This window comes from Solibacillus sp. FSL W7-1464, from assembly GCF_038004425.1.
Lineage (GTDB): Bacteria > Bacillota > Bacilli > Bacillales_A > Planococcaceae > Solibacillus.
On the sequence record NZ_JBBORC010000001.1, the window covers coordinates 1262979 to 1285792 of the forward strand.

The 22814-nt window shown below is 39.7% G+C and carries 23 protein-coding genes and 1 riboswitch; of the genes, 21 read left to right on the plus strand and 2 right to left on the minus strand.

The window, feature by feature from the left end; all coding sequences use genetic code 11:
• The first annotated feature begins 28 nt into the window (after window positions 1–28).
• The 6 genes from spoIIAA (at window position 29) to MKZ25_RS06025 (ending at window position 5080) form a co-directional block, all read left to right on the plus strand.
• Window positions 29–391 (plus strand): anti-sigma F factor antagonist, encoded by a 363-nt coding sequence (gene spoIIAA, locus MKZ25_RS06000; RefSeq protein WP_008408083.1) that lies wholly within the window; start codon window positions 29–31, stop codon window positions 389–391.
• Window positions 376–816: an anti-sigma F factor gene (gene spoIIAB / locus MKZ25_RS06005; protein WP_079525739.1), complete on the plus strand. Its 441-nt coding sequence runs from the start codon at window positions 376–378 to the stop codon at window positions 814–816. The genes spoIIAA and spoIIAB overlap by 16 nt, the downstream gene beginning before the upstream one ends.
• Window positions 817–828: 12 nt before the next feature.
• A complete protein-coding gene (locus MKZ25_RS06010; RefSeq protein WP_008408085.1) occupies window positions 829–1596 on the plus strand; it encodes a SigF/SigG family RNA polymerase sporulation sigma factor in 768 nt (255 codons plus the stop codon).
• Between the two features lie 61 nt (window positions 1597–1657).
• Window positions 1658–3103: a spore germination protein gene (locus tag MKZ25_RS06015; RefSeq protein ID WP_340800694.1), complete on the plus strand. Its 1446-nt coding sequence runs from the start codon at window positions 1658–1660 to the stop codon at window positions 3101–3103.
• 103 nt (window positions 3104–3206) lie between these two features.
• Entirely contained in the window at window positions 3207–4526 is a 1320-nt protein-coding gene (lysA, locus tag MKZ25_RS06020) for a diaminopimelate decarboxylase (RefSeq protein WP_340800695.1), read from the plus strand.
• Window positions 4527–4720: 194 nt separating this feature from the next.
• A complete protein-coding gene (locus tag MKZ25_RS06025; RefSeq protein WP_340800696.1) occupies window positions 4721–5080 on the plus strand; it encodes a GNAT family N-acetyltransferase in 360 nt (119 codons plus the stop codon).
• Window position 5081: 1 nt separating this feature from the next.
• Here the strand turns inward: MKZ25_RS06025 and MKZ25_RS06030 are convergent, their stop codons facing one another.
• The gene (locus MKZ25_RS06030) at window positions 5082–5582 is read right to left on the minus strand and encodes a DUF309 domain-containing protein (RefSeq protein WP_340800697.1); all 501 of its coding nucleotides are present in this window, start codon (window positions 5580–5582) and stop codon (window positions 5082–5084) included.
• 145 nt (window positions 5583–5727) lie between these two features.
• On the opposite strand from MKZ25_RS06030, the gene MKZ25_RS06035 reads away from it, so the two are divergent.
• The 13 genes from MKZ25_RS06035 to brnQ all read left to right on the plus strand — a co-directional run bounded on the left by MKZ25_RS06035 (window position 5728) and on the right by brnQ (window position 19750).
• Window positions 5728–6510 (plus strand): segregation/condensation protein A, encoded by a 783-nt coding sequence (locus MKZ25_RS06035; protein ID WP_251688975.1) that lies wholly within the window; start codon window positions 5728–5730, stop codon window positions 6508–6510.
• Window positions 6476–7066: an SMC-Scp complex subunit ScpB gene (gene scpB / locus MKZ25_RS06040; RefSeq protein ID WP_251688973.1), complete on the plus strand. Its 591-nt coding sequence runs from the start codon at window positions 6476–6478 to the stop codon at window positions 7064–7066. The genes MKZ25_RS06035 and scpB overlap by 35 nt, the downstream gene beginning before the upstream one ends.
• Before the next feature lie 12 nt (window positions 7067–7078).
• The gene (locus tag MKZ25_RS06045) at window positions 7079–8053 is read left to right on the plus strand and encodes a D-alanyl-D-alanine carboxypeptidase family protein (protein ID WP_340800698.1); all 975 of its coding nucleotides are present in this window, start codon (window positions 7079–7081) and stop codon (window positions 8051–8053) included.
• A gap of 243 nt (window positions 8054–8296) precedes the next feature.
• On the plus strand, window positions 8297–9040 hold the full coding sequence (locus MKZ25_RS06050; protein ID WP_340800699.1) for a pseudouridine synthase: 744 nt from the start codon (window positions 8297–8299) through the stop codon (window positions 9038–9040).
• A 107-nt stretch (window positions 9041–9147) separates the two neighbouring features.
• Window positions 9148–9681: a thiol-disulfide oxidoreductase ResA gene (gene resA / locus MKZ25_RS06055; protein ID WP_340800700.1), complete on the plus strand. Its 534-nt coding sequence runs from the start codon at window positions 9148–9150 to the stop codon at window positions 9679–9681.
• Window positions 9682–9694: 13 nt separating this feature from the next.
• A complete protein-coding gene (locus tag MKZ25_RS06060; protein ID WP_340800701.1) occupies window positions 9695–11353 on the plus strand; it encodes a cytochrome c biogenesis protein ResB in 1659 nt (552 codons plus the stop codon).
• Window positions 11350–12534, plus strand: a complete 1185-nt coding sequence (ccsB, locus tag MKZ25_RS06065) for a c-type cytochrome biogenesis protein CcsB (RefSeq protein WP_340800702.1) — start codon at window positions 11350–11352, stop codon at window positions 12532–12534. The genes MKZ25_RS06060 and ccsB overlap by 4 nt, the downstream gene beginning before the upstream one ends.
• Window positions 12535–12722: 188 nt before the next feature.
• Window positions 12723–13439: a response regulator transcription factor gene (locus MKZ25_RS06070; RefSeq protein ID WP_340800703.1), complete on the plus strand. Its 717-nt coding sequence runs from the start codon at window positions 12723–12725 to the stop codon at window positions 13437–13439.
• A complete protein-coding gene (locus tag MKZ25_RS06075) occupies window positions 13432–15207 on the plus strand; it encodes an ATP-binding protein (RefSeq protein ID WP_340800704.1) in 1776 nt (591 codons plus the stop codon). The genes MKZ25_RS06070 and MKZ25_RS06075 overlap by 8 nt, the downstream gene beginning before the upstream one ends.
• A gap of 161 nt (window positions 15208–15368) precedes the next feature.
• The gene (locus tag MKZ25_RS06080) at window positions 15369–15902 is read left to right on the plus strand and encodes an RNA polymerase sigma factor SigX (protein ID WP_340800705.1); all 534 of its coding nucleotides are present in this window, start codon (window positions 15369–15371) and stop codon (window positions 15900–15902) included.
• Window positions 15899–17122 carry a hypothetical protein gene (locus tag MKZ25_RS06085; protein WP_340800706.1) on the plus strand — a complete coding sequence of 408 codons (1224 nt, stop codon included), beginning with the start codon at window positions 15899–15901 and terminating at the stop codon, window positions 17120–17122. The genes MKZ25_RS06080 and MKZ25_RS06085 overlap by 4 nt, the downstream gene beginning before the upstream one ends.
• A 104-nt stretch (window positions 17123–17226) precedes the next feature.
• Window positions 17227–17401, plus strand: a riboswitch (FMN riboswitch).
• A gap of 242 nt (window positions 17402–17643) precedes the next feature.
• A complete protein-coding gene (locus MKZ25_RS06090) occupies window positions 17644–18219 on the plus strand; it encodes an ECF transporter S component (RefSeq protein ID WP_340800707.1) in 576 nt (191 codons plus the stop codon).
• 178 nt (window positions 18220–18397) lie between these two features.
• Complete coding sequence (gene brnQ, locus MKZ25_RS06095) at window positions 18398–19750, plus strand: branched-chain amino acid transport system II carrier protein (RefSeq protein ID WP_340800708.1); 1353 nt, start codon at window positions 18398–18400, stop codon at window positions 19748–19750.
• A 49-nt stretch (window positions 19751–19799) separates the two neighbouring features.
• On the opposite strand, the gene MKZ25_RS06100 is transcribed toward brnQ, so the two are convergent.
• The gene (locus MKZ25_RS06100; protein ID WP_340800709.1) at window positions 19800–20657 is read right to left on the minus strand and encodes a YitT family protein; all 858 of its coding nucleotides are present in this window, start codon (window positions 20655–20657) and stop codon (window positions 19800–19802) included.
• Between the two features lie 317 nt (window positions 20658–20974).
• On the opposite strand from MKZ25_RS06100, the gene MKZ25_RS06105 reads away from it, so the two are divergent.
• Both MKZ25_RS06105 and glnA read left to right on the plus strand, forming a co-directional pair.
• On the plus strand, window positions 20975–21370 hold the full coding sequence (locus MKZ25_RS06105; RefSeq protein WP_339198452.1) for a MerR family transcriptional regulator: 396 nt from the start codon (window positions 20975–20977) through the stop codon (window positions 21368–21370).
• A 40-nt stretch (window positions 21371–21410) separates the two neighbouring features.
• A complete protein-coding gene (gene glnA, locus MKZ25_RS06110) occupies window positions 21411–22757 on the plus strand; it encodes a type I glutamate--ammonia ligase (protein ID WP_340802977.1) in 1347 nt (448 codons plus the stop codon).
• The last annotated feature ends 57 nt before the right edge of the window (window positions 22758–22814 follow it).

Here is a 22814-nt window from a genome sequence, read left to right on the forward strand (position 1 = left end):
ATTTGCATGCAAGAAGGAGGCGATGTAGGTGAACTTTAATTTAACGATGTATCCGAATGATGTATTAATTGTCCAACTATTTGGCGAACTGGATCATCATGAGACAGAAAAAGTGAGAACACATATATCGAAAGCTATTTTACAAGGAAATGTAAAATTACTCGTTTGGAATCTAGAGCATTTGCATTTTATGGACAGTTCCGGAATTGGGTTAGTGCTTGGCAGAATGCGAGAACTCCGAGCTGTCGATGGACAAACGATTTTGTTAAATCCGTCAAAAACGATGCAGAAAATATTCCAGTATTCCGGTTTAGGAAATCTCATACAATTTGCATCTGAACAGCAAGTTATTTCACACAGCGAGGGGGATTGTCAATGGATAACGAAATGACGCTAACTTTTTTGGCGCGCAGTGAAAATGAAGGGTTGGCCCGTATTGCAGTTACAAGCTTTATGGCGCAACTCGATCCGACAATTGAAGAGCTATCGGAATGTAAAACAATCGTATCGGAAGCTGTATCGAATGCCATTATTCATGGTTATGCCGATAACCCGCATGGCATTATTACGGTTTATGCGGTTCGTTACGGCTCGGAAGTAAGTGTGACAATTAAAGATGAAGGTTGCGGAATTGAAGATATTGAACAGGCACGCGAGCCATTATTTACAACGAAACCGGAGCTTGAACGTTCCGGAATGGGCTTTACAATCATGGAAAGTTTTTCTGATTTCCTGCAAGTGGAATCCGTACTAGGAAAAGGTACAGTCGTAACATTCACAAAACAAATTTTGCCAATAGGGACACTCGTGACATAACGAAATAAGGGGATGGGGAACATCGAGCAGTCATCTGAAACGTTATTAACGCAAGCTTATATGCGTGAACTAATCGCCAAGTCACAACAAGGTGATCAAGTTGCGAGAAAAACGATGATTGAAGGAAATACTAGACTTGTTTGGTCTATCGTTCAACGTTTTGCTTCTAGGGGCGTTGAACTGGAAGATTTGTTTCAAATTGGCTGTATTGGCTTAATGAAATCGGTTGATAAATTCGACTTGTCCTATGAAGTGAAATTTTCCACATATGCAGTGCCGATGATTATTGGGGAGATTCAACGTTTTTTAAGAGATGACGGTATGGTAAAGGTAAGTCGTTCTATCCGGGAATTGAATTACAAAATTCGTCATGCGACCGATGACTATTTAAAAACGAATGAAAAACCTCCATCTGTTGCACAATTGGCGGAAATCTTGCAGGTTTCACAAGAAGATATTTTATTGGCAACAGATGCGATGCGGGATCCGGCAAGTTTGCACGATCAGCTCTTTGAAAATGATGGAGATTCCATTACATTAATGGACCAGATGCGGGACGATAAGTCCGAGCTCGCATTTGATTATGTTCCATTGAAAGACATGTTGAAGAGACTAGGGAAGCGGGAACAATCGATCATTTATTTCCGCTATTATCTGGATTTAACCCAAACGGAAATCGCCGATCGTCTCGGTATCTCACAAGTACAAGTATCACGATTGGAAAAGAAAATACTAGCCCAGTTGAAATCATGGATGGATCAGTCTACATTAAGCAGATAGGTTAAGCGACCCGCTATTACTCCATGGTGTTTTAGACTAAATATGAATAAGCGGTGAAAAAATGACAAATCAGCTTTTTACATCAATGAAAATTGCAGAAGGCTACTTCAATTCGCAATTTGAACCAGAAAAGAACTTTGATTTATGTATTAAGGAAATTACGATAAAGAATTTACCGACATTAACGGTATATGTGAGCGGTCTTATCAATGGGGACAGTCTGACGGAAATACTCTCTGATCTACAACGGGACAATGATGATGAAGAAATACTGGATGAACAGGACTATTTTCACGCCCACTTCAACTTCTTCGGAGTAGATTTAGCATCATCGATTGATGACTTTATGCTCGGAGTTTTAAGTGGCCGAGTCGGCTTTGTCACGAAGAGCGGTTATTGTTATTTGGCGGAATTCCGGAATTACCCGGGACGTAATCCGGAAGAACCGGATAATGAAAAGGTTATTCGTGGTTCGCGGGATGGTTTTGCTGAAAATATTATTTTGAATACGGCATTGATTCGTCGTCGGATTCGAAGTGAAAAGCTGCGTTTTCATATGCATCATGTAACGACGTATGGACAAACCGATATCGTTCTTTCGTATCTGAGTGATCTAGTAAATGATAACCATTTGAAATGGATTATTGAAAGGCTTCAGGAAATTGATCATGATGGGTTAACGATGAGTGACAAATCGCTGGAGGAATGGCTGTTTAAGCAAAAATATCATCCGTTGCCGTTTGTCCGCTATACGGAGCGGCCGGATATTGTAGCTGCCCATATTTTAGAAGGACACATCGCGATTATGGTCGATACGTCACCTTCTGTCATGCTCGTCCCTGTCACCATGTTCCATTTGCTGCAGCATGCGGAAGAATACCGGCAGGCACCGTTAGTCGGGACAATAATGCGGTTCCTGCGTTTTGGAGCAGTAATTTTAAGCTTTCTTTTACTCCCATTCTGGTATTTAATCGTTACACATCCGGAGCTGCTCCCCGATAAGCTGGCGTTTATCGGAATAAATGAGAAAGGTGAAATTCCTATATTCCTGCAAATATTATTTGCGGATATCGGGATTGAATATTTGCGAATCGCTGCGATTCATACACCGACCCCGTTATCGACCGCAATGGGATTAATCGCCGGTATTATCATCGGTCAAATTGCGATCGATGTGGGACTATTTTCAAGTGAAATCGTATTATATACTGCGATTACCGCAATTTTTACATTTGCGATTCCAAACTACGAATTGAGTATTTCGGTGAAAGTGTTCCGTTTAGTTCTATTAAGCGCAACAGCGTTATTTGGAATTAATGGATTCTTTATTGGGGCATTCCTGATTTTCACTTATTTATGTTCAATAAAACCGATGGATGTGCCGTATTTATGGCCGCTTGTGCCGTTCTTCCCGAAAGCATTCGCTCGAGTTGTTATTCGAACACCGATGTCGGAAGATGCACCAAGGCCATTTATCGTGAACGCAAAAAAGCGAAAACGTGTATAAACATGAATTGCATCACTTTGACACCTATGTTAAAGTTCTCATATAATATTTTGTGATTTTTGAGAATATTAGCGAGGATTAGCTAAAGTCAGGGGAGAATACGATGCATTTATATGGAACACAGCAAATTAATGAACTCGGTCATTTAACAATTGGCGGGGTAGATACAATTGAGTTAGCAAAACAATACGGAACACCGTTATTTGTTTATGATACAGCGTTAATTCGTAAACGTTCACGCGGTTTTATCAATACATTTGAACAATTAGGCGTCAAGGCGCAAGTTGCCTATGCATCTAAAGCGTTCGCATGTGTTGCGGCATATCAGTTGGCTGCACAGGAAAACCTGTCGCTGGATGTAGTATCGGGCGGAGAGCTATATACAGCGATTAAAGCTGGATTCCCGGCAGATCGCATTCATTTCCATGGCAATAATAAATCGGTTGCCGAACTTGAATTGGCGTTTGAAACAGGAATCGGTTGTATTGTAGTCGATAACTTTTACGAGATTTCGTTAATTAAAGAAATCGCACAGCAGAAAAATCAGCAAATGAAAATTTTATTGCGTGTAACACCAGGTGTTGAAGCGCATACACATGATTTTATTACAACGGGTCAAGCAGATTCGAAATTCGGCTTTGACTTAAATAATGGACAGGCTGATGAGGCATTTAAGCAAGTAGTAAACGATGAACAGATCGAGCTATTAGGTTTACATTGCCACATCGGCTCTCAAATTTTTGAAACAGAAGGCTTTAGTTTGGCAGCGGGCAAAGTAATGCAAAAAATGGGTGAATGGAAAGAACAGCATGGTTTTGCTGCACAAGTACTAAACCTGGGCGGGGGCTTCGGAATACGTTATACTGAAGAGGACAAACCTCTGGAACCTCATGAATATGTTGCGGATATGATTCGAACAGTTCAGGATGAAAGTAAAAAGCTGAATTTAGCGATGCCGGAAATTTGGATTGAGCCAGGCCGTTCATTAGTTGGCGATGCAGGTACATCACTGTACACAATCGGTTCTCAGAAAACAGTACCAAATGTGCGTGAATATATTGCGGTTGATGGCGGAATGAGTGATAATATCCGTCCAGCACTTTACGATGCAAAATATGAAGCGATTATTGCCAATAAAGCAAATGACCCGAAAACAAGTACATACACTGTTGCAGGTAAGCTATGTGAGTCAGGAGATAAGTTAATTATTGATGCGTCTTTGCAAAATGCACATACCGGTGATATTTTAGCGATGTTCTGTACAGGGGCATACGGTTACTCGATGGCATCAAACTATAACCGTGTTCCAAGACCGGCCGTTGTATTCGTTGAAAATGGAGAGCACCAATTAGCGATCAAACGTGAAAGTTATGAAGATTTAGTGACAAATGATTTGCCGTTAACATTAACAAAGGGTGAATAGTCGTTGAAATTATCCAAGCAAGCTAAATGGGGTATCGGTCTATTAATTGGAATTGTGATTTGGTCGCTGTTGTTTATTTACATTATTAGTCCGCTAATTTACAAATTTTCAAACTGAACGTTGGAAAATTGTGTTATTGCATTTCGGTCAAACTTTTGATAGGATGTGCAATGGTAGAATTGAGGGAATGTAAAATGTTAGTTCGATATAAAAAAGCACTTGAAAAAATTGCAATGGGATTAATTTCGTTAATGCCACAAGAAAAAGACATTAAACGCTTAATGGAAACCATTCAACAATATGAACAAAATGAAAATTGGACACTCTTCTTATGGAAAGATGGGGAAGAATATGTAGGGGCTATAGGGATTGCTGAAGAGAATGATACGGCAATCGTTCAGCATATTACAGTTATCCCGTCGTATCGCGGTGAAGGTGTCGCATTAAAAATGCTGCATGAACTGCAGAATATGGGATATGTGCATATTCAAGCGAATGAAGATACAAGTGCATTTGTCCAAAAATGTATACCTATATTAAAAGAAGTCGACTAAATTACTGTCGACTTCTTTTTTTAAATTCTCTGGCTTCCAGTATTTCTGTCCGGTCCCGAAGCATATGTTTATTGAATAGAAAGTGTGAATCCATAATAGGAATCGCCTTTATTCTCTGTTGTACGATCTCTTGCAAATGCTGGTTGGTAATAGGCAGTGGAAAGTGTGCAAATGGTTCTTTATCCTGCATTTTTCGGAGCAGGTTCCTCATTAGATGAAGCAGTTGATCTACATCAATATACTCGAAAAATTCACTGCTGCGGTTGAGCTCAAAGTTAACAACCGCTTTTTCCATTATGCGTGCAGCGCCGGTTACATTTGCCCGCCGAAAGTGGTACATACCTGTCGCAAGCTGGACATAACCTACTAACGGATGGAGCTTTTCTTTTGGTGCAATTTCCTTCCAATATTCTTCTAAAACTTCATGGCATTCAAAATAGTCATTATTGCCGTTAAAATAAGCGCAATAATTGATAAATAGTGGATGAAACAAAGGATGCATTGTTGTCCCCTTTCCTCTATACTAATTAGACAGGTTCTGCTGTATTTTGTTGAATTTTGACGAATAAGGCAACTGGCAAAACGTAAAATAATCATAGCGAATCAGGTGCTAATGATAATTTCCGAATAACGATAGGTGGTATTTTATGTCTTACGAAGTGAAACTAGACGCCTTTAGCGGGCCGCTAGATTTATTATTGCATTTAATTCATCGTTTGGAAATTGATATATATGATATTCCAATGGCGGAATTAACAGAACAGTATATTGATCACATCCATGCGATGCAAACATTGGAACTGAATGAAGCGAGCGAATATTTAGTAATGGCCGCAACATTATTGGCGATCAAAAGCCGTATGCTCATTCCGATTAATGAAAATGAAATCGATGCAGAGGAGCTCGAAATCGATGAAGTCGACCCACGTGAAGAGCTTGTTGCACGTTTAATTGAATATAAAAAATATAAAGAAGCAGCTGTCCAACTTCAGGAATTGGAAACCGAACGCGGCCAAGTGTTCACAAAAGCACCGGCGGACTTGTCGGAATTTATGCCGGAAGAACAATTAGCGCTATTTGATCAAAATGTAAATGTTTACGATATGTTAAGTGCGTTTCAAAAACTAATGCGTCGTAAACAGTTGAAAAAACCGTTATCAACGCGCATCGCAAGGCAGGAAATTTCGGTAAAGGAACAAATGCGTTCCGTTGTGAACATTCTAAAAAATGCAGGCGGAAGAGTAATGTTCTCGCAATTGTTTGAAGCAGAGGATAAGCCGATGCTAGTATTGACATTTTTAACATTACTGGAATTGATGAAGCGCCAAGTGATATTTGTCGAACAGCAAAATAACTTCGATGATTTATCTGTATTATTGACAAAAGAGGAGATCAATGATGAATTCGAACAACTTACTGAGCCGAATTGAGGCACTATTATTCGTAGCTGGTGATGAAGGTATGACCGTTAAACAACTTGCACAATATATAGAAGTGGAACCAATGGATATTGAAGCGGGATTGAGCGAGCTTCTGTCTCATTACAATGAGGAGGAAATGCGGGGGATCACATTAAAACAGCTTGCCGGTACATATCAGCTGACAACAAAACCGGAAGTGACCGACACGTTGAAAAAACTAATTGAAAACCCGACAAATCAAGTATTAACCGCAGCTTCATTAGAGGTTCTGGCAATTATCGCGTATAAGCAGCCAATCACGCGCGCGGAAGTGGAAGATCTGCGAGGGGTGAAAAGCGAACGCCCGATTGCGACACTCGTTTCAAGGGCGCTTGTACAGGAAGTCGGTAGGGCGGAAGGTACAGGACGGGCAATCTTATATGGAACAACAAAAGAATTCCTGAATTATTTTGGCCTGAAAAACATTAAAGAATTGCCGCCATTACCGGAAGAAGTCGATCAGGAAGATGATCAGCCGACCGATTTATTTTTAACGAAGTTCCAGGAAACATTTAACCAAAATTAAAGGAGTGGCCTGTTGAAAAAGTGGTTTGTTTCTATTGTTGTATTGTTCGTATTTTTGAGTGGTTCGTCACAAACTCGGGCAGCGTATAATAGCTATGTTGTTATCGATGCGGAAAATGGACGGACATTAATGGGTGTGAATGAACATGCACGCCTGCCGATTGCCAGCCTGACAAAAATCTGGACGGCCCTCGTTGTTTTGGAAAATAGCAAGCTTACCGATGAGGTAGTGGTTTCGAAGGAAGCGTCGCTCGTGGAAGGCTCCTCGATCTATCTACTGGAAAATGAGACGTATACGATCGATTACTTGCTTCATGGTTTAATGATGCAATCGGGAAATGATGCTGCTGTTGCGCTGGCAGAACATGTTGGAGGATCTGTGGAAGGTTTTGTTCAGCTTATGAACGAGAAGGCAGAGCTTTATGAATTGCATGAAACAACTTTTACAAATCCTACAGGGCTGCACAATGAAGCCCACCTATCCTCTGCCTACGATACGGCAAAAATGCTGCAAATAGCGATGATGAATCCACAGTTCAGAAAAATTGCCTCTACACAAAATTTTTCGGATGGCAGACAGTGGAGAAATAAGCACAGACTCATGCACGAGAAGGTTGGAGCCATCGCAGGAAAAACAGGCTATACAAAAGTTGCTGGACGAACATTGGCAACTTACTTTGAACGGGAACAAAAATCATTTGTAGTCGTTACTATTAATGAAGGAAATGATTGGAATATCCACCGGAACTTGGCGGATTTCATCGACAAAAACTTTGAACAGCAAACGATTGTGAAAAAGGGAAAATATAATGCGAACGGATTGGCAATCGAGTTGGATGAACCGTTCCAAATGCTGCTTCATAAGAAAGAACGCCCGAACTTTGAACATATTGTCAAAGTTTCGCGACTGAAAGGTTCGGATCGAGGCGTATGGCTTTTATACGCAGATGAAAATCTCGTATCATCAAAACTAGTTACCGTAAAATAATCCCAAAAAAGAAATATCTTTAACTTCAGGGTTGAAGTTAAGCCCCCGGGGGATGTCATGGAGGCATAATTGATTAAGTTCTGAAAGTATGACATAATTTTTATTCGTTAAGGATTTATTTTTCGCTCGTAATTGTGGATTGCAGCAATATTATATTATTAACAGAGCAGTAAACGAAAGTTGCAAGGGCGAATGCTGAAGAAGTATGCGTCTTTGCAGTTTATCAATCAATGAGGTGAACTTATGGAAAGATTACAAAAAGTGATTGCCTATGCAGGCGTTGCATCACGACGTAAAGCAGAGCAATTAATCGTAGAAGGTAAAGTAAAAGTAAATGGAGTCGTAGTTAAAGAGCTTGGTACAAAAGTATCCAACTCGGACACGATTGAAGTAGAAGGCGTAAAACTTGAAAAAGAAGATAAAGTATATTTCCTGCTATATAAACCACGTGCCTATATTTCGGCAGTTACCGATGATAAAGGGCGAAAAACAGTAACGGATATTTTTAAAAAACATGTCCATCAGCGAATTTTCCCTGTAGGACGTTTAGATTATGATACGACAGGATTATTGCTATTAACGAATGACGGCGAGTTTTCTAACTTGATGACACATCCGAAATTCAAAATAGACAAAACGTATATTGCACGCGTTAAAGGGATTCCAACAAAACAAGGTTTAATGAAATTGCAGAATGGAATTAAGCTGGAAGACGGAAAAACAGCTCCTGCAAAAGTAAGCATGACGAGCTTTGATGAGAAGGCCGGAAAAGCAATTTGTGAGATTACGATCCACGAAGGGCGAAATCGTCAAGTCCGCCGTATGTTCGAAGCTATCGGTACACCTGTTGTGAAATTAAAACGTGAGCGCTTTGCATTCCTGGATTTAACAGGTCTTAGCCCGGGCGAATACCGTCAGCTGACAAAACATGAAGTAAAACTACTGCGTGTATTAGCCGAAACAGGAAAAATTGAGTATAACAATTAAAAAGATTATACGATTCATAATTCATTCTAAAAGAAAAGAATTTAAATTTTGTAATAATTTGCTATAATAGGCAACAGTACTTGCTGAAGTGGAAGGGGGTTTTTTATTTGGATAAAAAGAAACAACGTTCTGTGACTCGCGGCATCATTTTAACCATTTTAGCAATCGCAATCGGATATACAGTATACGCTGCCGTAACGAAAGATAAAATAAATATTGTACAAGCCGGGGCACAGGCGCCTGATTTTGAAGTAGTAGATTTACATGGAAAAAAACATAGATTGAAAGACTACGAGGGAAAGGGTGTCGTACTGAACTTCTGGGGCACATGGTGTGAGCCGTGTGAACGTGAATTCCCTGCAATGACGCGTCAATATGCGGAATTTAAGGACCAGGATGTTCAAATTATCGCCGTTAACTTCGCACAGTCTGAATTCGAAGTAAAAAAATATGTGGCAAATATGGGGATGACGTTCCCGGTTGCGATCGATAAAACGAAGAGTGTTTTCACTGCCTATAATATTGGACCCCTGCCTACATCAATTTTCATTAAACCCGACGGTACAATAGACCGTATTATTACTGGAGAAATGACCGAAGGAGAAATTGTGCAATATATGGAGTCAATAAAGCCGGAATAGGAGTTTTTACGCAATGAATAAATTACTTTGTGAATGCGGGCATGAAAATCCTGAAGGTACAACACTCTGCCAAAAATGCGGTTCTCCATTATCCGCAGAAGAAAAAAGCAAAAAAATTGCAGATATGCGGTACGAAGGGTCAGCCATACGTTCAAAAACTTATAATAAGTCAATTATTGACAAGGTTTGGAATTTTTTCTCAAGTGTGAAAGTCGGAATTACACTCATTATTATCAATTTAATAGCAGCATCAATTGGTACAATCCTGCCTCAGGAGTTCTACATAAGCGTAGCGACTGACGCGGAAAAGGAAAAGTACTATTCTGATGTTTATGGATGGTTCGGTGAAATATACTACGCGTTAGGTTTATCGGATCTTTATTCATCCTTATGGTTCCAATTACTTGTATTAATGTTAGGCGTGTCCATTATTATTGCAAGTATAGATAGAGGTATTCCATTACATAAATCTTTGAAAAACCAACGAGTTAAACGACATACAAATTTTATGAAGCGTCAGCGAATTATTGGTGAGGGGAAACCAACGGAAACGCCTGAACAAACGCTCCAGCTCGTTGAACAATCATTAAAAAAATTAAAATACAATGTCAGACGTGAAGACGATTCCATTTTAGCGGAACGCGGACGTTTTTCCCGCTATGGTGCCTACGTAAACCATGTTGGATTAATTGTCTTTATAATTGGGGTCATGCTCCATTTAGTACCGGGCATGTACGTGGATGAATCGATGTGGCTTCGTGAAGGCGAGACACGTGCCGTACCGGGAATGGACGGGTACTTCCTGAAAAATGATAAATTTATTCTGGAAACATACGATAATGTTCCGCAGGGCGAGCAGATCAAACAAGGTGTCAATGTAGTCGCGAAAAACTTCCAGACAGACGTGACATTGTATAAACAGAAAGAAAACAGTGTGCCGGGACAGGCGGAAAACCTGGAAGAAGTGAAGCAATATGGAATTCAGGTAAACCATCCACTCAAGCATGAGGGGTATGCATTTTATCAGATGGATTTCCGTTTAAATGAGATTAGAACAATGGTGTTTGATTTGACGAATAAGGAAACGGAACAATCGCTTGGTCAAATTAGCATTGATTTAACAAACCCGCAGGAAGTGTATATGCTCGAAAATGGCGCACAAGTTGAATTAATGGGTTTTTATCCGGACTTTTCAGGTTTTAAAGAAGGTGTACCGCAAACCGCGACCCAGACACCGAATAATCCGGCATTTATTTTTAAAATGATTACTCCCGAAACACCAGAAGGAGAGACAAGCTTTGTTGCGATCCAGCAAACACTGGAGCCTGAAGGTGACAATATTTATAAGATGAAGTTTTCGAATGTGGAAACACGCCATATGTCAGGTTTAACGGTCCGATATGATCGGACAATCCCTATTTTAATCGTAGGGGGTATTATCTTTATGATAGGTGTTGCAATCGGTTCCTACTGGAATCATCGCCGTATATGGATTGAACAGATGGCGGATGGAACAATACGTCTGGCAGCACATACGAATAAAAACTGGTTTAGTATGAAAAAAGACTTAGATTCATTAACGAAGCATGCTCATTTACCGCAATACGTAGATCAACAGGAAATAGAAAACAATGAACATGTTGAAACAGAAAAGGATGGTAAAACCTTATGAGTTTAATCGATTTAAGCGGTTATTTACTGTATGCTGCATTCATTTCTTACTTAGTAGGTACATTTTTATTTGCAGGCGCAATCAAAGTGAAAAATGACACGGCTGCAGCACGGGCAGATAAATACGGTAAAATTGCCCTTATTGTTACTATTATCGGTTTTGTTGCACAGTTAGGCTATTTCATTACGCGCTGGATGTATACAGGACATGCACCGGTTAGTAATATGTTCGAATTTACGACAGCATTCGGTATGTTCATCGTACTGTCGTTTATCGTCATTTACTTTACGTATAAAGTTGCGGCATTAGGTGTTGTTGCTTTACCAATTGCATTATTGATTATTGCCTATGCCTCTATGTTCCCGACAGAAGTAAGTCCATTAGTACCTTCACTGCAAAGTCATTGGCTGACAATCCATGTGACGACTGCAGCATTAGGCCAGTCGATTTTTGGAATTAGTGCGGTAGCCGGACTTATATACTTGCTGAGAAATGTGAATATGGACGAGCGCTCAAAAGAGAGTTTTTGGCTGGAAACAGTCATGTTCTGCTGTGTATTGGTTGTAGGTTTCGTTGCGGCAACAGTTACATTCAGCGCGATGGATTATGAAGCGAAGTATGAATACGTTGATACATTGGATCAAGTGAGTACTTCAACATATTTGATGCCGGCTATTTTCGGTATGAATGAATATGTCGAACTGTCTGAAGACCGTATGACACCATTATTTGAGTTGCCGGCATTGATCGACGCACGAAAACTTACTACCGTTTTCTGGTCTGTTCTATTTGGTACAATCATTTATATATTGATTCAACTGATCTTTAGAAGAAAGATTGCGAAAATGTTCCAGCCATTAGTGAAACGGGTAAACTCGACGCTGATGGATGAAATCGCTTACCGTTCAATCTTGATTGCTTTCCCGATTTTTACATTGGGCGCACTTATTTTTGCGATGATTTGGGCCCAGGAAGCATGGGGCCGGTTCTGGGGCTGGGATCCGAAAGAAGTATGGGCACTTATTACATGGCTGTTTTATGCAGCATTTTTACACCTTCGCTTGTCAAAAGGCTGGGAAGGAAGAAAGAGTGCATGGCTTACGGTAATTGGTTTCCTTATTATTTTGTTCAATTTGGTCGTAGTAAATCTAGTTATCGCCGGATTACATTCTTATGCATAATGTGACAACAATTTGCTTTTTAAACTATCATGAAAGCTAGGTTGATAGTTTCCAATTCTATGCAAAATAATAAATAAACTGTCATAAAGTTAGAAAAGTTCAATCGGAATGATTGGGCTTTTCTTTTCAATCGTGTACTAAAAAGGTACAATAGAGAAGAGAAATAGAGTTTGAAAGGGGCAACACCAGTGTCTGAAAATATTTCTGTGTTAATTGTGGATGACGAGGATCGAATTCGTCGTTTGTTAAAAATGTATTTAGAGCGTGAGGGCTATACAGTAGAAGAAGCGGAAAATGGAGAACAAGCACTTTCGATGGCGCTTGAAAAAGATTATCATTGTATTTTGTTGGATATTATGATGCCTGAAAAAGATGGTTTGGAAGTTTGTGCTGAACTGCGTGAAAAGAAAACAACGCCTATTATATTGTTGACGGCAAAAGGTGAAGAAGCAAACCGTGTACAAGGTTTTGAACTTGGTGCGGATGATTATATTGTGAAACCTTTTAGTCCGCGTGAAGTCGTGCTCCGTGTGAAAGCGATATTACGACGTTCAGCAGTGTTTGCACCTGTTTCCAATGCTTCATCTTCGAAGGATTTGGTTGTGTTCCCGCATTTAACAATCGACCATGATGCGCATCGCGTAACGGCAGATGGAACAGAAGTAAATTTAACACCGAAAGAATACGAATTATTATACTTTTTGGCGAAGGCACCGGATAAAGTATTCGACCGTGAGCAATTATTAAAAGAAGTATGGCATTATGATTTCTTTGGTGATCTGCGCACAGTGGATACACATGTAAAGCGTCTGCGTGAAAAACTGAACCGTGTCTCTGAAAATGCAGCAAAAATGATTGTTACGGTTTGGGGAGTAGGCTATAAATTCGAGGTTGTAAATGATTAGAATAGCAACAAGTATTGTCGGGAAGCTATGGGTAACCATTTTGCTTCTCGTTTCATTTGTCCTGTTTATTTTCACCATTTTCATGTTGGAGTTTCTTGAAAATTATCATAACGAACAGTCCGAGGCTTCATTAAGGCAAACAGCCGCAGCTATTGCGAGTATTATCGATGAGGAAGAAATTGATGATAAACAGTTTGCGATCATTTCGGAGCTGTTAACGGAAACGACCAATGTACTGATCGCCAAAAGTTCAGATGAAATATTGTATGCAAGACAAGAAGGCATCAATAAAGAAGAAATACAGAAAAAAATTATTAGCAGTAAAGCATTTGAAGAAGTATATGCATCTTCAGAGCCGATAGTAAAGGAACTGACGCTGCCTTCAAATCGGGAAGAAACGAGCAGCTCCAATTATATTGTATTAGGTTTCCCGCTGAAAAGTGTGGAAGATTTACATGGGGCCGTCTTTATATACAAAAATCCCGATGCATTACACCAGACGAGTAATGAAACGACAAAAATTGTTGTTTTAGCGGCAGCTATCGCATTTATATTGACGACAATTTTTGCATTTTTCCTTTCTTCTAAAATCACGCTTCCATTGCGTAAAATGAGAGAGCATGCATTTGAATTGGCAAAGGGCCGATTCGATTCGAAGATTGAAACGAAGCAAAACGATGAAATTGGTCAGCTTGCCGTTGCATTCAACCAGATGGGCCGCCAATTGAAGCATCATTTGGAAGTAATCAACCAGGAAAAAGAACAACTATCGAGCATTTTAACATCAATGACCGATTCCGTGATTACATTCAATCGCGATAAAACGATTTTAGTGAGCAATCCCCCTGCTGAACGACTACTGCAAAAATGGTTCGTTGAAAACGGGTTGGATAGTTCAAAACCAATACCGGATGAACTTTATCAAATGCTTGATCATGTATTGAATTTTGAAGATCAGCTGGACGAAGAGTTTGAAATGGGAAAATCCTATTACAGTATAACAATTAGTCCCCTTTACAGCAGGGATACAATACGTGGTGCGGTCGCTGTTATACGAGATAAAACCGAAGAGACAAAACTGGAAAAGCTTAAATCGGATTTCATCGCCAATGTTTCACATGAGCTCCGGACACCAATTGCCATGCTCCAAGGCTATTCTGAGGCAATTATTGATGGGGTTGTGACAACGGAAGAAGAACGTATTGATATGATTCGGGTAATATATGATGAATCACAGCGTATGAGCCGTCTCGTAACAGATTTGCTTGACTTGGCGCGGATGGAATCTGGACATATGACCCTGTATAAGGAAGACGTTCCGTTAGTTGCGGTTATTGAACGAATGACACATAAGTTTGACCAGACAGCGAAAGAAAAACATGTGCAACTGCTAATTGAAACAGACTTTTCGGATGATACCCTTATTTCGATTGATGAGGACCGCATCGAACAAGTGTTAACGAACCTGATCGACAATGCGATTCGCCATACACCTGCCGATGGATCAGTAACTGTTTCCATGACTAATGAGCAAAATTATGCAAAGTTTCAAATTAAGGATACAGGGCAGGGCATTCCCCAAGATGATTTGCCATATGTATTCGAACGGTTTTACAAAGCTGATAAAGCACGTACGCGTTCGAAAGGTGGAACGGGCTTAGGCTTGGCCATTACAAAGAACATTGTGGAAGCGCATAACGGCAGAATTTCTGTCGATAGTGTGGAACAGCAAGGAACAACCTTTACATTTTACTTGCCATTATCTTAATTTAATGGGGTAATGGATTTATGAGTACGAAAAGTTTATCATTTTGAATCGTTCAAAGTGATAGACTTTTCTTTTTAATTGATTAGTTCGTTCGCAAACAGATGATTAATGTAACTTTTTTGTTTCGGATACGACAAATTACGTGAATGGAGGTGGGATGGGTGCAGCAATCCATTTTCCATCGGTTATACGATACGTATCATCAGGATGTGTTTAATTTCTTGTTTTACTTAGTAAAAAATCGAACGGCAGCTGAGGATCTTGCCCATGAAGTATACGTTCGTGTATTAAAATCATACGACCGTTTCGAAGGGAAAAGTACCGAAAAAACTTGGCTGTTTTCAATAGCAAAAAATGTGGCGATCGATTATTTCAGAAAAAAACAAGTCCGTGATAAGCATGCATTTACAGCGTTTGACTGGGAGACAGAGCAACTCGTAAGCCCGGTCCCTTCACCTGAACAATTTACCGAATTAAATGATCAGCTTCATCAATTGCTGGTTGCATTGGAAGAATGTTCAGGAGATCAGAAAATGGTGATTATTATGCGGTTTATTCAGGAACTTTCAATTCAGGAAACAGCTGAAATATTAGGATGGACGACCGGAAAAGTGAAAACGACACAACACCGTGCTTTGAAAAATTTGAGGGTGCTATTGGAAGCGCAAGAAGGAAGGGAGGCGAATCCATTATGAAAAAGGAGCAATGGGATGAAAAAGAGATTGAACTTTTTCTGAAAAAAGCACCGAAAGTAACCGATCATCGTTCAAAAGATGAAGTATTTAATCGTTTAAAGGATGAAGGGGTATTTAATGAAGATCCGCCTCACATACAGCAAAACAATCAAAAAGGTATTCGCTGGGCACCATTATTCGTTTCGATCGCGTCCATATTTATAATTGTTTTAATCAGTGCACAGTTTATAGGTAACAATGATTCGGTTACTATGCAGAATGAAGCATTCGATCTTGCTACTCCGGATTCGGAAGAGAATATGACGATGAGTGCGAAGGAAGATGCGTCCACACAAACCGAGCGCGCCATGATCAACAGTTTCTCGACGGAAGCACAACCGGAGCAAACATTGGTCTATGAAAATGAGCTCGCGGACAACACATTATTTGAAATTGGCCTTGCAGGGGATGATGCAGAAAGTGTACCTGTGAGCATATTGATTCCAAATGAAGTTGTTGCCGAAAAAACGGGTAAAGAAAATCCGTCGAAACTGGAACTTTATAAAACATTCGGTCCATTGCTTGATGAGCAGTCACTCGGGTTCAACGAATATCATCCGTACAAGGGTGAATTGCGAGAAGAAGAGAACAGGCTTGTTCATACGCTACCGGAAGATCACCAATATGATGCCGGAACAGCGTCCTTATCAAATTATCTCGGTTCCCTTGTCGATACTTTCAGCGACGCATATACGGAAGTGAAAATTGAAAATACGTCCGGAAAACCGATTTACTTTGATCATGTAGGCGATGTAAATGAGCCGTTTTTATTAAATGATGAGAACGCTCAATATAATTATTTTATGTATCAGATGCGGAATGGGGCGGTCTATTTAAGTCCGAATTTCCGGATGAGCTTTACAAATGTGGAAGAAGCAATAAAAAATATGACGGTGGAAGCGAATGATATATACAGAACGGTTATATTGCCGGGCGTCTATTTGAAAGTGCAAGACACTGAGTCAATCGTTACGATTACATTTGAAGAGCCTTTAAACTTGGAAAATTATGAACCTGCTCAAGCAATGCGCATGATTGAAGGATTAATCATGACAGCGGCAAGTTTTGATAAACAGGTTAAATTTAAGAATATCGTACAGGAACAATGGGGCGGTTTTGACTTCACAAAACGATTAGAGAAGCCGATTGCGGCAAACCGAATTCACTATGAATTTCAATAATTCAAATAATTTTACTAGGAATTGTAAGCAATGGGCTTTACAATTCCTTTTTTTTAGATATAATAATAATTATAGCAAGGTAATTGCTACATAATTTCATATTGATTCATCTTCGGGGCAGGGTGTAACTCCCGACCGGCGGTAATAAAAGTTATAACCTCTGACCATTTACTTGGAGGAAGTTATGTCGAACTTTTCGAGCCCGCGAGCCACTTTTTGTGTGCAGGATTTGGTGCAATTCCAAAGCCGACAGTATAGTCTGGATGGGAGAAGGTGAAGGTACGGTCGTCATTTTTGAAAATGCCGTGCTTTGCAGTACTTATTTCTAATTCCTTATTTGTTAACGGAATATTTTTCGTATACAAAAAACAGGAATGGCTGCAAATGCACAGATAGACCCTTTATTTAAGTGTGCCTATTTCTCCCTTATGCTCTATTTTTAGCATAGGGGTTTTTTCATGAAATGATTTGATACGTCCTTTCTTCTTGCGAGATGGAATCAGCAAAGAGGAGAGATTTATATGCAAAAAAGAAGTTTGAAGTTACGGTCATTCGTAACAATCGCAATGCTGAGTGGGGTTTCATTTGTACTAATGTTGTTAAACTTCCCACTACCATGGTTCCCAGTGTTTTTACAAATTGATTTCAGTGATGTGCCAGCATTGATTGCGGCAATTACAATGGGACCTGTTGCGGGTATTTTAGTTGAACTTGTTAAAAATGTGCTTGACTGGATTTACACAGGGGCTCCTGAAGGAATTCCGGTAGGTCATATGGCGAACTTCGCTACAGGTGTGTTATTCATTTTACCAGCTTACTATATTTATAAAAAATTCCCTTCTGCAAAAGGGTTAATGACAGGCTTAGTTATTTCTACAGTTGTAATGTCACTGGGAATGGCGGCATTAAACTACGTGGCGTTCCTGCCGTTGTATACGTACTTACTAGGCTTCGAATATAATATGTACGAAACGATCGTATTGGGTATTTTACCGTTTAATATTGTTAAAGGAATTATGATGATTGTTGTCGTGACGATACTATACCGCTCGATGCGTGTATGGATTGAAAACCAGCGCAGACAATATTCAGCTTAAATTTTATAATAAATGATGGAGTGATGTCATTAAAGTGTTAACTTTATGACGTTGCTCCTTTTATATTTACTTTGACTATTGTCATTCTGTTATAGTACTGATATGATATTGTACATTGTTAAGAAAATTAGGACGTTTCATTAAAACACCATGAAATGACATCTTGGGAGAGAATATGATGGACAAGAAAATACCATTTTCAACCTATGCAGTAATCGGGACGATGCTGTTTGGGATGTTTTTTGGAGCAGGGAATTTAATATTTCCGATTCAAATGGGGCAATTGGCAGGGACAAATTATTGGTTCGCGCTAATTGGCTTTTTAGTTACAGCAATTGGTTTACCGTTTTTAGGAATTCTGGCGATCGGATTGTCGGGAAGCAATGGACTGCGTGATCTGGCGAGTAAAGTACATCCGATGTTTGGATTGTTTTTTGCATTGGCGTTGTATTTGACGATCGGACCGTTTTTTGCGATTCCGCGTACAGCAACAGTACCGTTTGTCGTGGGATTTGAACCGTTTATCGATCCTTCTCAGGCAGCATTGTGGCTGGCGGTATTCAGTTTTGTTTTTTTCGCGATCGTTTTTTACTTTTCGTTAAATCCGGCGAAAATAATGGACATTATCGGAAAGTACTTAACACCTGCCTTTTTAATCTTTTTATTTGTATTAATCGGCATTAGTCTGTTTTCTCCTATGGGGAAATTCGTTGAGCCTGCCGGAGCCTATATTAACGAGGCATTTATGACAGGTTTCAAAGAAGGTTATAATACGATGGATGCGCTTGCTTCGCTTGCATTCGGTATTGTAGTCATCCATGCCATTAAACGGACAGGTATTACAGATAAAAAAGAAATTGCAAAAGCGACTTGGAAATCGGGTATTTTTGCAATGGCATTAATGATGCTAATTTATGGTCTGATTGCTTATATGGGGGCCTCGAGTGTAACGGCTATAGGTACATTTGATAATGGCGGGCAAATTTTTGCTGCAGTTGCAGATCATTACTTCGGTTCTTACGGCGCGATTTTATTGGCAATTATTATTGTACTTGCCTGTTTGAAAACGAGTATCGGGCTCATTACTTCGTGCAGTGAGTTTTTCCATGAGGTGTTTCCGAAAATCAGCTATAAAACATTTGTAGTCATGTTATGTGTTGTTTCATTTATCATTGCAAACTTCGGTTTAACGAATATTATTACCTATGCGATTCCGGTGCTGATGTTCCTTTACCCGCTGGCAATTGTATTAATTCTATTGGCTCTTTTAGGACCGCTGTTTAACTATAAAAAGCCTGTATTTGCAGGGGCGATTTTACTTGTATTCTTTATTAGTATAATTGACGGCTACAATGCATTGATTGGAAGTGTACCGGCATTTGAATTGAGTGTGCTGTCATCTGTTTCTTCGTTCTACGCGGATTATTTACCGCTTTATTCCATTGGTTTAGGATGGATTGTTCCGGCTGTAGTGGGAGCGGTTATCGGATTATGTGTTCCGAACACTAGTAATGATGTAAATACGAATTAAAAAATGTGTGTGTAAAAGGAGAAAATCCTTTTACACACACATTTTCTGTTTAGTGGATATTTTGTTTTTTGAAGCTGCCGCCTTTAACTTCAACCACTTCATAAACAGTCACAAAGGCATTCGGATCGATTTCACGAATGATTAACTTTATTTTACTTTCTTCCATCCGGTTGATTACGCATGTAATTTCCTGGAATTCCTGATTGGAGTAAGCACCGTATACCGTATTGAATGTCGCGCTTCGTCCTAAACGGTCACGGATTGTTTCGACCATTTTAACGGGTTCTTTTGTAATGATTTTATACGTTTTGGAACCGCTTAGTCCTTCTTCAACGATTAAAATAACTTTTGATGCGATATAGTACGCAATCGCTGATAATAATGCACCTTTAAATCCGAAAACAAACGATACAACAATGAAAACGAAAAAGTTTAAAAATAGAATGAGGTCACTTGTACTGAAAGGCAGTTTTCTTGAAAGCAGCACAGCAAGCATGTCTATCCCATCCAACGCACCACCATTACGGAGTGCTAACCCCATACCGATACCTAAAATGATTCCCCCTACAACTGTAATGAGCAAGGCATCGCCTGTAATGATTGTCGGTACATGGTGCATGAGTGAAGTACCGATCGCTAATGATGCAATCCCGATAACAGAATTAATCGCGAAGGTTTTTCCGATTTGTTTATAGCCTAAATAAATAAACGGGATGTTCAGTAAGGCGATCAGCATGCCTAATGATAATGGCGTTAGCTGAGAAATAACGATACTGATCCCCGTGATTCCACCATCCGATACGTTATTTGGTATTAATACAGCTTCTAATCCGTAAGCGGCGATTAAACCGCCAATAATAACGATGATTTTTTGTCCGATTGACTTTGCGATGTTTTGCTTCGTCATAAAATTCCCCCTCAATTTGCATGGTAATAATTATACATCAATTTCGGCTGGATGACTTTTCAACGAGTAAATTAACCAATTTTATTGCGTAAAAAATGGAAATCAAGTTATGGAATTATATATGCCAATAAAATTTTATTTCATTTCATTATAAAGTATGTCTCGAAATATAACATGGTTTAAAAAACCAAATAAGGAAATGTTCGAATTATGCGATGAAATCGTTCTAAAAAACGTATGTTAGTTTTTATAACATTAGATTGACAGTGGATGTTACATTGGTTTAAAGTAAATGGTAAGAAGAGGGAGGCGAGATAATGAGTCGAGAATTTCGAAGAGCGATGCCGTTACTGCCGATTAGCATGGTAATGCAATTGACTGAATTAACGGCCAGACAAATTCGTTATTATGAAGAACATGAACTAATCGTCCCTGCCAGATCAGAAGGGAATCGAAGGATGTTTTCTCTTGATGATATTGATGCATTGCTGGAAATAAGGGAGTTACTCGACCAGGGCATTAATATGGCGGGTGTGAAAAAGGTATTTGCAATGAGATCGAAAGAGTATGTAAAGAAACCTGACGTAGTTCGCGTGACAGATACAGAATTGCGGACGATATTACGTGAAGAAATGCAGCAAGCACAGCGCATGCAAAAGACATCACTACGTCAAGGCGATTTATCGCGTTTCTTTCAATATAAAACAGAGTAGGACCAACTAAAAAGGAGAGTGTTGAAGTATGGCAAATGTAATGGTGAATGGAACAAGCAAAGCGACGAAAGAAAGCATTAAAAAAATTGTGGCAGATAAAAATGTAAAATTTATTCGTCTGCAATTTACTGATATTTTAGGAACAATCAAAAACGTTGAAATTCCGGTAAGTCAGTTAGATAAAGCCCTGGATAACAAAATGATGTTTGACGGTTCTTCAATTGAAGGTTTCGTGCGTATTGAAGAATCTGACATGTATTTGCGTCCGGATTTAGATACTTTCATGATTTTCCCATGGACTGCAGAAAAAGGGAAAGTTGCCCGATTAATTTGTGACATCGCACGTCCGGACGGCTCTCCTTTTGAAGGGGATCCACGCTCAAACTTAAAAAGAATGTTAAAAGAAATGGAAGACTTAGGTTTTACAAGCTTTAACTTAGGACCTGAACCAGAATTCTTCTTATTTAAATTAGATGAAAAAGGCAATCCGACATTAGAATTAAATGATGATGGTGGCTATTTCGACTTGGCACCGACAGATTTAGGGGAAAACTGCCGCCGCGATATCGTACTGGAACTTGAGGAAATGGGCTTTGAAATTGAAGCATCACACCATGAAGTAGCTCCGGGTCAACACGAAATTGACTTCAAATATGCCAACGCGGTAGAAGCGTGCGATAACATCCAAACGTTCAAATTAGTAGTAAAAACGATTGCGCGTAAACATGGCTTACATGCGACATTTATGCCAAAACCTTTATTCGGTGTGAACGGTTCAGGAATGCACTTCAACTTATCATTATTCCAAGGCAGCAAAAATGCATTTTGGGATGAAGGGGAAGACTTGCAATTATCAAAAACTGCGAAACATTTCCTGGCGGGCGTATTAAAGCACGTTCAAGGATTTACAGCGGTGACGAATCCGACTGTCAACTCATACAAACGTTTAGTGCCAGGCTATGAAGCACCTTGTTATGTGGCATGGTCACCGAAAAACCGTTCACCGTTAGTGCGTATTCCGGAATCTCGCGGTCTATCAACTCGTATTGAATTACGTTCAGTTGACCCATCTGCAAACCCGTATTTAGCAATGGCTGTTATTTTAGCGGCAGGATTGGATGGCGTGAAAAATGAAATCGAGCCACCAGCACCGGTTGACCGAAACATTTATGTGATGAATGCTGAAGAGCGCGCTGCTTATGGTATTGCAAGTTTACCAGGTTCATTGGATGCTGCATTAACTACTTTAGCGAAAGATGAAGTAATCATCGATGCGTTAGGTGAACATATTTATGCAAACTTCAAAGAAGCGAAAGAAGTGGAGTTTGATATGTTCCGCACATCTGTCCACCAGTGGGAACGCGACCAATATATGAAGATGTACTAAGAGAAATGCGTTGGGGCTATATGCTCCAACGCTTTTTCGTTTTTACTGTCCACAAGC